The organism is uncultured Parabacteroides sp. (assembly GCF_905196875.1).
In the GTDB taxonomy this organism is placed as follows: domain Bacteria; phylum Bacteroidota; class Bacteroidia; order Bacteroidales; family Tannerellaceae; genus Parabacteroides.
This window is the reverse complement of the sequence record NZ_CAJJWO010000021.1, coordinates 43,570-55,692: the sequence shown is the minus strand read 5'-3', so window position 1 is coordinate 55,692 and position 12,123 is coordinate 43,570. Positions and strand designations below refer to the sequence as shown.

General features: G+C 41.7%; 8 protein-coding genes. 3 read left to right on the top strand and 5 right to left on the bottom strand.

Features of this window, described 5'->3' with window-relative positions:
* Positions 1-14: 14 nt before the first annotated feature.
* The 4 genes from QZ076_RS09480 to QZ076_RS09465 form a co-directional block, all read right to left on the bottom strand.
* On the bottom strand, positions 15-626 hold the full coding sequence (locus QZ076_RS09480; RefSeq protein ID WP_293712781.1) for an FKBP-type peptidyl-prolyl cis-trans isomerase: 612 nt from the start codon (positions 624-626) through the stop codon (positions 15-17).
* A gap of 4 nt (positions 627-630) precedes the next feature.
* Positions 631-2,175, bottom strand: a complete 1,545-nt coding sequence (locus tag QZ076_RS09475; RefSeq protein WP_293712779.1) for a glycine--tRNA ligase — start codon at positions 2,173-2,175, stop codon at positions 631-633.
* A 237-nt stretch (positions 2,176-2,412) separates the two neighbouring features.
* Positions 2,413-4,077: a SusD/RagB family nutrient-binding outer membrane lipoprotein gene (locus tag QZ076_RS09470; RefSeq protein ID WP_293712777.1), complete on the bottom strand. Its 1,665-nt coding sequence runs from the start codon at positions 4,075-4,077 to the stop codon at positions 2,413-2,415.
* A 23-nt stretch (positions 4,078-4,100) separates the two neighbouring features.
* Positions 4,101-7,391, bottom strand: a complete 3,291-nt coding sequence (locus QZ076_RS09465; protein ID WP_293712775.1) for a SusC/RagA family TonB-linked outer membrane protein — start codon at positions 7,389-7,391, stop codon at positions 4,101-4,103.
* 702 nt (positions 7,392-8,093) lie between these two features.
* On the opposite strand from QZ076_RS09465, the gene QZ076_RS09460 reads away from it, so the two are divergent.
* On the top strand, positions 8,094-9,530 hold the full coding sequence (locus QZ076_RS09460) for a Gfo/Idh/MocA family oxidoreductase (RefSeq protein ID WP_293712773.1): 1,437 nt from the start codon (positions 8,094-8,096) through the stop codon (positions 9,528-9,530).
* Positions 9,531-9,746: 216 nt separating this feature from the next.
* On the opposite strand, the gene QZ076_RS09455 is transcribed toward QZ076_RS09460, so the two are convergent.
* Entirely contained in the window at positions 9,747-10,220 is a 474-nt protein-coding gene (locus QZ076_RS09455) for an arsenate reductase ArsC (RefSeq protein WP_293712771.1), read from the bottom strand.
* A gap of 212 nt (positions 10,221-10,432) precedes the next feature.
* Between QZ076_RS09455 and QZ076_RS09450 the strand changes: the two genes are divergently transcribed.
* Both QZ076_RS09450 and QZ076_RS09445 read left to right on the top strand, forming a co-directional pair.
* Positions 10,433-10,987 carry an RNA polymerase sigma-70 factor gene (locus QZ076_RS09450; RefSeq protein ID WP_293712769.1) on the top strand — a complete coding sequence of 185 codons (555 nt, stop codon included), beginning with the start codon at positions 10,433-10,435 and terminating at the stop codon, positions 10,985-10,987.
* Between the two features lie 87 nt (positions 10,988-11,074).
* Positions 11,075-12,040 (top strand): FecR family protein, encoded by a 966-nt coding sequence (locus QZ076_RS09445; protein WP_293712768.1) that lies wholly within the window; start codon positions 11,075-11,077, stop codon positions 12,038-12,040.
* The last annotated feature ends 83 nt before the right edge of the window (positions 12,041-12,123 follow it).

The following is a 12,123-nucleotide window of genomic DNA, read 5'->3' as shown; positions in this document are numbered from 1 at the left end:
CATTAGAACTTTTATTAAGTTTGGGAATCTGTAGTACCAGCCGCTTCAGCAGTCCGTTCTATTACTTCAATTTCAAAAACTAAAGTGGAGTATGCAGGAATCGTAACATTTCCGGCATTATCCTTCCGGTCGCTTGTCCCGTAAGCTAGTCCATAAGGAATCCATACTTCCCATTTATCACCTACAACCATGTTTTGCAAAGCAATTGTCCAACCTGTTATCGGTGCAGAATAGCCGTTAGGATTGCTATAGCTACTATAGTTCGCCGAATAGGAGCTTACAGCAAATTTAGAAGGAGCTCCGTCTTCATACTCTCGTTTATCAAAGTAATCGGCAGGAGTACTGTTTGCTAACCAACCTCTATAGTAAACGGTAACGCGACTATTAAAATAGATTGCCGGACCATCGCCGCTCTTTAATTTTTTAGCATAAACAAAGCCGTCTCCACTGCCAGTTATTTTTACTTGTATGTAATCCGGATCATTGGCTTTTGCCTGGAAAGCCTGTTCGTTTTCCAACTTATATGCCTCGACAAGTGCATCATCATTATTATCGTCGTCTTTACAGGAGGTAAAAACAGCCGATATACAAAAAATCATCAACGCGATTTGCAGGTACTTCTTCATGTACTTATTCAATTATCTTTTTTAATAACGTCTTCATACTTACCTTTTCAGAGATAATGTCGTGCAACTTGTCAATGCTTACACGTTCCTGCTCCATCGTGTCGCGGAAACGGATCGTTACGCAATTATCCTTTAAAGTATCATGGTCAACTGTAATACAGTACGGGGTTCCAATAGCATCCTGACGACGGTAGCGTTTACCGATAGAATCTTTTTCATCATACTGGCAACGGAAGTCGAACTTCAGCATGTTGATGATCTCTTCGGCTTTTTCCGGAAGCCCGTCTTTCTTTACCAAAGGCAGAACTGCCAGTTTGATAGGAGCCAGGGCTGTCGGCAATTTCAATACAACGCGTGTTTCGCCGTTTTCGAGTGTCTCCTCGCAATATGAACCTGCCATAACGCTCAGGAATACACGGTCTACACCGATAGATGTCTCGATAACATACGGAGTGTAGCTCTTATTCAGTTCCGGATCGAAGTATTGCATTTTCTTACCGGAGAATTTTTCGTGCTGGCTCAGGTCGAAGTCTGTACGGCTGTGGATACCTTCCACTTCCTTGAAGCCGAACGGCATTTCGAATTCGATATCTGTTGCTGCATTGGCATAGTGGGCCAGTTTTTCGTGGTCGTGATAACGATATTTCTTTTCGCCCAGTCCCATAGCCTTGTGCCAGTTCAGACGGGTCTTTTTCCACATCTTGAACCATTCCATTTCTTCACCCGGACGAACGAAGAACTGCATTTCCATTTGTTCGAATTCACGCATACGGAAAATGAACTGACGGGCAACGATCTCGTTGCGGAATGCTTTACCGATCTGGGCGATACCGAAAGGAATCTTCATACGGCCTGTCTTCTGTACATTCAGGAAGTTTACGAAAATTCCCTGTGCCGTTTCGGGACGCAGGTATATTTTAGAAGCGCCATCGGCTGTAGATCCCATTTCTGTAGAGAACATCAGGTTGAACTGGCGTACTTCTGTCCAGTTGCGTGTTCCTGAGATCGGACAGGCTATTTCGCAATCGATGATGATCTGACGGAGGTCTTCGAAGTTAGAGTCGTTCAGTGCTTTGGCGAAACGGGTATGTATCTCGTCGCGTTTAGCCTGATTTTCCAATACGCGGCCGTTGGTGGCACGGAATTGAGTTTCGTCGAATGCATCACCGAACTTTTTGGCTGCCTTGTCTACTTCTTTTTGGATCTTTTCGTCAATCTTTGCCAGGTGATCTTCAATCAATACATCTGCACGATAACGTTTTTTTGAATCTTTATTGTCGATCAAAGGATCGTTGAATGCGTCCACATGGCCGGATGCTTTCCAGATAGTCGGATGCATAAAAATAGCAGAGTCGAGACCTACTACATTTTCATGAAGCAGTGTCATACTGTCCCACCAGTATTTCTTTATATTGTTTTTCAGCTCGACGCCATACTGTCCGTAATCGTATACTGCTCCTAAACCGTCATATATTTCCGAAGAGGGAAATACAAATCCGTATTCTTTACAGTGTGAAACTAATTTCTTGAAAACATCTTCTTGTGCCATAAGTATAATAATTTGCCAATTTGTTAATTTGCCAATGTGTCAATAGGATAATATGCGTTTTTTTATTGGCATATTAGCACATTGACATATTGACACATTATTGAACCTGCAAAGTAAATGATTTTTTCTGTAAGTTACAGCATTTTCAGCGGCTTATTCGTTAATACATATAAAGAAGGGTGACCATCGGGGCCACCCTTCACCATCAAAAATTATGTTGAAAATTTAGTTCTGGGTTTATTCTTTATCCCACCATACGCGACCGAACTCGCTGTCCAGACGACCGAAATTCGATTCTTTCTGCATGTCTTCAAGACGTTTTACCTGATTGGCATAGTTGGCAGAACCATCGGCAGGCATGGTGAATTTCTTGCGGCGCGGTACTTGCTGCAATTCTCCGTATACATTGATCGGTTCCCAGGTAACCAATGTAGATGTAGTGCTCGGATAATTGGTACGTTTGTACATGGCCCATGATTCGTTGTTGTTTTTGAAGTGTTCTACCCAAGTCTGGCAATAAATCTGTTCTTTGGCCATGGCACTGTTCCAGGCGATACCTTCTTGTGCCAGGAATGCTTCTATTTCTGCTTCTGTGACAGCTTCGTAATCGTTGATTTTGCAGTAGTCGGCAATTTTGCTCCATTGTCTCAGAGAGGCTTTTACTCCTTCTTCATACCATTCCTGAGCTGTCTTGCTATTGGCTACACCCTCCAGCGTAAATTCGGAAGCCATGAAACAGAAATCAGCGTATGTTACCAGCGGAATCCAGCCACCGGCACTACCGTTGTCTTGCGCACCTTTCCACAGACGAGTCTGAGGTCTGTTCATCGGACGCATGTCGATATCGTCCAGATAACGGGATGTACGGCACGAGTCGGTTGCCCATTTGTCGTAACTTACGCTACCGCCGGTCCACCGACCCAGGTGGGTCGGGATGACTTGCGCAGGAGTCGTTGTTTCTTTGGCATTGAATTCGGCTACATTCTCAGGAGTCAAATTGTTGATCTGGAAAAACAGGCGTTTTCTCGGGTCGTTATACTTCAGTAGGTAAGCCATGAAAGCAGAAGAAGCACGGTCCATGTCGATCACAGAGTGCCAATCGCCCAATGTTGTCCAGTAATTATCGAAATAAAGGATAAAGCTATCGTCGATACTGCTGAAAATATTGCCGGAAGACAGAACTTCGCGGGCAATCGTTTTCGCTTCTTCCGGTTTCTGTTTCAATAATCTCAAAGCGATACGCAGACGAACGGCATTAGCCGCTTTCACCCATTTCGACATGTCGCCGCTATAAGCCAGGTCGTAATTCTTAAAGGTTACTTGATTGCTGGAAGTCGCCAGTTTATTGGCGGCTTCCTTCAATTCCTGGTTCCAGATCGTAAATAGCTCTTCCTGGGTTTGGAAAGCCGGTTCGAGAACTTCTACGTTACCGTTGCGTGTACCCCAACCGTCGGTGTATACCAAAGAACCATATGTGTCGGAAGCCTGTATTCCTTTTGTAATCAGGAGGATGCGGGCTACTTCGGTCAAGTCGCTGTAAGCAGCTTCCTGTTCCGGCATATGCGTTTTGACATAATAAGGAATATGGCGGGCATATTTACCGGCATTTACATAGTTGCTGTATAATGAGCCGGCCCAACCGGCACATTCGGTGAAGTTGGTCGTGCTATATCCCCAGATTCCGGCACAATATTGCATCCATCTCAGACGGCAAGCGTACGAATCGGCCCATGTCTCACCGGCGTTGCACATTACATTTTCAATCTGATAAAGGAATACTTCCGGGTCAACCTCGTATACTGTATCAGGATTCTTGTTGATTTCGACGAAATCGGCATCGCAGGAGGTCAATGCAACCATAGAAGCCAACGCTCCGAAAATATAATATTTAATTTTTTTCATCTTGTTTTATTGTATATAAGTTATTAGAACGAAACATTCACACTGAAACCGATGTTGCGTGAGAATACGGCACCACCGCTTTCCATATATTCAGAACTATAAGATGTATTCAAACCTTCTGGGTGAATATTATCCGGCAGACTGTTGTACAGGAATCCCAGGTTACGGGCCATCAGACCGACACTTGCATTCTGGATGTAAGCTTTGTTCACCCATTTTTTAGGCAGTTGCCAGTGTATTGACAGTTCGCGAAGAGCGACCCAGGAACATTTGTGGATACCTTCCGAACGTATACCGCCCGACCAGCTGTACACATTGTCGTAGTATTTGTAAGCCGACAGCGGGTCAACCAACCCCTGTTCGTAAGCAGCCTGATAGCTCATGCCGGAAACGTCTACCCCTTTGATCTCTGTTCCGGGCATAAATACACCTTCCGGAATGACACCGTCGTTAACGGTTCTTCCATCGGCCAATGTGCGGGGCAAACCGCCGTATTGTGTATCACGACCGGCTAATGAGGACTTAACGTTACCCGAATTCATACCATAGTAGTAACTTGCCGAGAAGACATCGCCGCCGAAACGAGCATCGATGACAGCATTCAGCGTAATGCCTTTCCAGCTTACGGAAGTATTGGCTCCCCATAAAAATTTAGGCTGCAAAGAACCGATTTTCTCACTTTTATTCGAACGGGGATAAGAACCGTCTGCGTTCAACAGCTTTTCGCCTTTGTCATTGAGTGTATAGGCATAAGATGTATAGATATCACCATAAGCACCGCCAACGGTAGCCCATGCCTGTGTGTCCGTACCACCTCCTACTAATTGATATTTCTCAACGCCTTCGAACAAAGATACGATCTTGTTTCTGTTGCGTGTCAGGTTGAATGACAAATCCCAGCGCCAGTCTCTCGTTTCGATCGGAGTACCGGTAATCAATAATTCGATACCTTTGTTCTCAATGTCTCCGGCATTGATCCAACGTTTTGAAACACCGGATTCAGATGCTATCGGCAATGCCAGGATCTGGTTTTTTGTATTGGTCTTATACCAGGCAAAGTCGAAGCCGAGACGGTTTTTCAGGAAACGCATATCCAAACCGATTTCGATGGAGTGCTGTTTTTCCGGTTTCAAATTCAAGTTCGGTAATTCGTCCTTGTCGAATTTGTAGTAAGGATAAGTTCCGCCGTTGAGCTGGTTGTCGAATGTGTTGTCGAATGAATAATAACCGGTACCGGTAGTCAGATAAGGAGCACAGTCGTTACCTACGATAGCGTAAGAGGCTCTCAGTTTACCGAAAGAGATAAATTCGGGTATTGCATCGCGTAACCCTTCGGCGAATAGCCAGGAGGCACCGACCGACGGGTAGAAATAAGAGGTGTGTCCTGTTCCGTTTTCGTAGATCAATGCAGACGACCAGTCGTTACGCCCGGTGATATCAAGGAAGTAAACGCCTTTATAGTCCATATTGGCAAAAGCATAGATGGAGTTGATGCGTTTTCTGTCAGTATTGTATCTGACTTCGGTTGTCGCTTTATTAACGGAGTTTGTCATATCGAACAAGCCGGGAACACGCAAGCCATTTTCCGAATTGGTTTTGTGGTAACCTCTTTTGGTATCCCACTGTTCTACTGCCATGCTACCGCTGATATTGAAATCATCGAAAGAATGGTTCGCTGTCAACATTCCGGTAATTTTGTACTGGTCTTTCTTGTTTTCATGAATTTTGTAGGCTGCACCGTCGTATTTGCTGGCACCTGTAGCCATTACTTTTGATTCGTTGGTCGTGTATAGCTTGTAAATATCGCCTTTCACTTTCAATGACAACCAATCCAATATTTTAAGATCCAGGTTCAAGAAAGCACGTACACTCATTTCATCCTGTGTATAGATGTTTTCCAGGTAGTCGTAGATCGTTTTGGAATAACCATACGGGTCCAATGAGTTGTAACCGTCGCCGGCCGGACTGATATAGTTTTTGTTATTCAACCAGTAATCCGTGTCATATTCACGGGCGATGCTATACATGAAGTCATAGATCGGAGATCCCGAACCTCCCTGTCTTGTCGGGTTCTGGGCAGTCGATTCGATGTATGAGAATCCACCTTCTGCCTTCAGGCGGGAACTGATATCGTGGGATGCGTTTAAGCTGAATGAATTACGTTTGAACTCATTGTTGAAAGTCAAACCTTCTGATTGCAGGTTTGAATAAGAGAAACGGAATGCACTTTTTTCGGAACCACCTTGTAAAGCAACGTTAGTGTTCATATAGTGTCCGGTCTGATAAAGGTTTTTCAAGTTGTTGTCTTTGGCAGAATAGATCATTTCCTGGCCATCCACATAGAACGGTTTGCCGTCGAAACGGGGACCGAAGCTACGACCAGCCGAAGTGTATCGGTTTTCACTACCGTCATCATTCAGCGCCCATACCGGAGAAGAACCGGAACCGAATTCGTTTTGCAAATCCGGCGTTGCATAGATATTTTCCCATTGCTGCGTATGTGAAACGGATACACCTATACCTTCGCCTTTACGGCCTTTTTTGGTGGTGATCAGGATCACACCGTTGGATGCACGCGAACCATACAAAGCGGTTGCCGCAGCACCTTTCAATACAGACATCGATTCGAAGTCATCGGCATTCAGGTTCTTCAGGTCGTTACCCCAGTCTTGTCCTGCTCCTGTTTTTGTTACTTCATTGTCGATGATAATACCGTCGATCACGAAGATCGGCTGGTTATTTCCTCCCAAAGAAGTGTTACCACGGATAATGATACGTTGTGAAGATTGCGGACCTGAGTTACCCATGTTGATCTGTACACCGGCAACCTTACCTTGCAAACCGTTGATAGGGTTAGGAGAGTTTACTTTCGCGATTTCATCCCCTTTCAGTTCGGTCATGGCGTATCCCAATGATTTTTTATCACGTGACATACCCAAAGCAGTTACTACAACTTCATCCAAAGCCTGTGAATCTTCTTCCAGAAATATTTTCAGCGTTGTTTGACCTGTGTAGGCTATTTCTTTCGTTTTGTATCCTACGAAAGAGATTTGCAACACTTGACCTCTTTTGACATCGTTTAGCGTAAATTTGCCATCAAGGTCGGTCATGATTCCACTTGTGGTTCCTTTAATAACAATAGACGCTCCAATAACCGGTCCCATTGAATCTTCTACAACTCCGGTTATTTTCCCGTTTTGTTGGGAAATGTTTACACTTTGCTTGTCGGGTAATACGTCTGCATAGACTCCTAATGGAGAAGCTAATGCACCGGCAAGCAAAATTAAGCTTGGAAATTTTAATCTTTTAGACATAAGCGTTTGATTTATAGGTGAAAAATAGATGTGTGTATATTTGTTTCAGCATATTTAAAGTTGTTGTAGTTCTAGTAGAACTATGGAATTCTATCAAAATGAAAGCAATTTACAATACCCAAAATAGATTAAATCAATTTTAATTATGTTAATGAGAGAGGTGTGTGCGCTAAAAGCGTTAATTTTGTAACAAATTAGTTGTAATTAGTTTACAACGCAAGAGAATCAAGAGTATGAATGTTAATCTAAAGTCTATTATTAAGAGAATTTGGACTTAGTTCTACTAGAACAATATCATTTGTAAAATTGTCAAAAAGCAACTATATATTTGTAGATCATTGATTTGTATTGAATTTTAATCAGAGCTGCATATAGAAGTATATATGTTTATTAACGTTAAATACATGCATATCGTCTAACTCTTCGTATTTTCAAAAATCAATTTTCAGAAGATGATTGTTTTTTAAGTGGAAACAGAAAAATTTCTATATAATGTAAAGCGGATTGTTATTTATATTAAAAAAGGGGGATTGTCCTTCCTCGGTGTATGGATAAAATCATGAAATTGCTCTGCTGTATTCGAATAAATTTAGTAACTTTCTTCTATAAATCCTTTCATATCAACAAAAAATATTTATTTTTGCACAGTTGATGTTTTTGATGTTTGCGCAAACAGACTTAATTTATCTAATATAAAATACCATGAGATCAGAAGACATTTCACGCCGCTCGTTTCTGAAGCGGGCATTGGCTCTTTCTGCAGCTACGGCGATCCCGTCGTTTTGGATACCTTCAAAGGCTAATGCCTTTCCTGGCGTACCTTTCGTTAGTCCTAACGAAAAAGTAAATATTGCGTTTATTGGAATTGGTAACCGGGGAGGTGAGATTGCCAAGGAGTTGTATAAAACAGGTTTATGTAATGTAGTTGCTCTTTGCGATGTGGATATGGGAGCCAAGCATACGCAGGAACTTATATCTATGTTCCCGAAAGTTCCTCGTTTTCAGGATTTCCGTAAGATGTTCGACCAGATGGCTGATAAGATCGACGCTGTGACGGTTGGAGTTCCTGATCATGCTCATTTCCCGATCACGATCGAAGCGATGGCTCACGGTAAGCATGTATATGTAGAGAAACCGATGGCTCGTACTTTTCAAGAGATAGAAGTGATGATGCGAGCTGAAAAGAAATATGGTGTAGTCACTCAAATGGGTAACCAGGGACACTCTGAAGCCAACTATTTCCAGTTTAAAGCCTGGAAAGAAGCCGGACTTATTAAAGATGTGACAGCTATAACAGCTCACATGAACTCTCCGCGTCGCTGGCACGGATGGAATCCAAATATCAAGCACATGCCGATGGGTGAACCGGTTCCTGAAACACTGGATTGGGATACCTGGTTGGGCGTAGTGCAACATCATGATTATAACCATGATTATCACATGGGACAATGGCGTTGTTGGTATGATTTCGGTATGGGAGCATTGGGTGACTGGGGAGCACATATTCTGGATACGGCACACGAATTTCTGGATATGGGATTGCCTACAGAAATCAATCCGCTGTATTTGAAAGATCATAATCCGTTCTTCTACCCGATGTCGTCAACTATTCTGTTCCGGTTCCCGGAAAGAGGAAATATGCCGGGAATAGATGTTACCTGGTACGACGGTTTGGATAATATTCCTCCTGTTCCTGAGAACTTCGGTTCGTCGGATGTCGATCCGAATATCCCGACTGTAGCCGGTGGTAAACTGCAATTGATGAAACTGAATCCGGGTAAGGAAATATATTCAAAGACACTGACTTTTAAAGGCGGTTCTCATGGTAGTACACTGTCGGTTATTCCTGATCAGATAGCAAAGGACATGAATCCGAAGTTGCCTGAGTACGAAAAGAGCCCGTCTAATCATTATGAAAACTTCCTGCTGGCTTGCCAGGGTAAGGAAAAGACCCGCTCTCCATTTTCTATTGCCGGTCCGTTAAGTCAGGTATTCTGTCTGGGTGTATTGGCACAGCGCCTGAACCGTAAGCTGGTTCTAGACCGCACGACCAAAGAGATCGTGAACGATGACTTTGCCAATCAAATGTTGAGCGGACAACCGCCACGTAAAGGATGGGAAGAGTATTATAATGTATAATTGAACTTCTATTTCCGGATAATATCTCTGAATGAGGGTGTATTGAGAGTTTTTCATAGCTTTCGTACACCCTCATTTATTAATGTCAAATATGTTGTTCGGCAAACAAATAATAATAATTTCCGAATGCTTAGTGGAAACAGTTTCATAGTAGTGAAACAAGTGTTTCTCCTAAGTGAAACAACAGTTTCAGTATGGTGAAACACTTTTGTTCTATTAGTTACATCTGCAAAACCTGTTTGCCCCGCAGGTGCAAGTAGGGCCGTTGTCGCCATTAAGTATTTCGTCGGAATAGAAATCATACATTTTTGTCTTGATCTGATTGCATATCCGGCGGAATTCGCTTTCTATGAATTCGGGAGTCCCTTTAGCTTTTGAAGGATCATAAAAACCAATATGCATGCGGTGTCTTACTTTTCCTTTAAAGACCGGGCAGTTCTCGTTTGCTTCGCCGCAAACGGTAATGACATAGTCCCAGGGTTCGTTCAGATATTCATTAATCGATTGGGGTGTTTGATGACTAATATCGATCCCTGACGACTTCATTGTCTTAATTGCCAGCGGATTTATTTCTTCTGCCGGTTCTGTTCCGGCTGAACGAACAATCAGATTCTTGTCGAAAGATTGTAACCAGCCTTGTGCCATCTGGCTGCGGCAACTATTGCCTGTGCATACTATTAATATTTTCACGTCTTGAAATGTAAATGTTTTTCAATGAAACAAAGATAAAGGGATTCTTGTTTATTCAGTCTGCTTTTTAGTATTGCATACTATTTTTCATAAAATACAATATCTGTTTTTGTTTTTTTAAAATAATACGCTAAAATAGATTAATGATAGAATAATTCTATATTTTTGCCAGTATTATCGGGATATCTTCAGATGGATGTATGAATGTACGTATGCAAAATAATAATAAGTTGGACTTTTCAAGAGTATATTCCATATACTTTCCCAAACTGGTACGTTTTGCCCGTGAGTTCGTGTTATCTACGGAAGATGCGGAAAATATAATACAGGATATATTTATTTATCTATGGGAACGTCAGGAACTATTGAATACGCTGACAAACTTAAATGCTTTTCTGTTCACCCTCGTAAAAAATAAGTGTATTGATCAGTTGAGACAACAGAAACGTCTCGAAATCAGACGAGAAGAGTTTAAAACCGTTTTTGATAAAGAGGTAGAACTTAAAATATACGCTTTGCAGCAATTCGATGAAAATGCACTTTCGAATGAAGATATAGAAATCATACTGAATAAAGCAATTAATTCTCTGCCGGAAAAATGCCGGGAGGTATTTATCCTTAGCCGGATGGAAGGATTGAAAAACAGGGAAATTGCTGAGAGACTGAATATCTCTGCGAAGACGGTCGAGAATCAAATGACAACTGCTATCAAGAAACTGAAAGTTGAATTGAAGGATTATCTGCCCTTATTTATATTTGTTATTTAATATTTTTCTTCCCGGACTCATTTTTTTCAATTTTCTTCTAGGGGTGTTTTTGAATTATTTCGTTATACTTTAAAACAGCTCATTTTTATGGAAGAACAACTATATAAATATCTGACAGGCGAAACATCTGTAACCGAAAAAGACGAACTCTTTGACCGGATTAATGCCAATGAGGACAACAGGCAGGAATATGCCCGGTTACAGATCCTGACTGCTTTGTCGTCTATGACGTCTCAAAACGGTGATGAAGAATGGAGTTCCCTAAAAATGAATGAATTATATGGACAAGTAAATAAGAAGAGATACCGGAGGCTCATTTTTAGTACGTTGAAATATGCATCAGTTATTCTTCTGGCCGTTATTGGAACGTGGTTCATTACAACGTATGATTCAGGAAATGATCAGTCTTCTTATACACAAATAGACGTACCGGCCGGTCAGCGTGTTCATATGACATTGGCGGACGGGACAAATGTATGGCTTAGTCCTCGGACAAAAATGAATGTTCCGAATAGGTTTAATGAGGATAACCGTACTATAGAATTAGATGGAGAAGGTTATTTTTCTGTCAGCAAAGATCCTAAAAGACCATTTATTGTTAAAACACAGAAATATAATGTGAAAGTGTTGGGAACTAAGTTTAATGTATTTTCTTATTCTAAGTCTCCCCGTTTTGAAACGGATTTGGTAGAAGGTTCGGTACATGTATATAACAAGGATAATCAGGATGACGGATTGATTCTCAAACCCAATGAAAAAGCTTATCTAGAGAATAATAGCCTTGTTAAAATACCGCATATTTTCGACAACGAAGAATTCCTTAAAAATGGAATATTCAGGTTTACGGGAGTTCCGTTCTCTGAGATATTGAATTATCTATCCTTATGGTATAACGTTGAATTTGAATTAGCCCGGGCGACAAATCTGGATCGTAAAGTTTCAGGAAAGTTCCGTCAGAGTGATGAAATACAATATATACTGAAAGCTCTTCAAGGTGTACATAAATTCAAATTCAAAATGCATGAGAATGATAACCGGATAGAGATTTACTAACATGTTTCACCATTAAAAACACGTATATGCCTATGAAATAAGAAAAATTATTCCTCAGGAATAGTAAAAGGGGCGGATGTTCC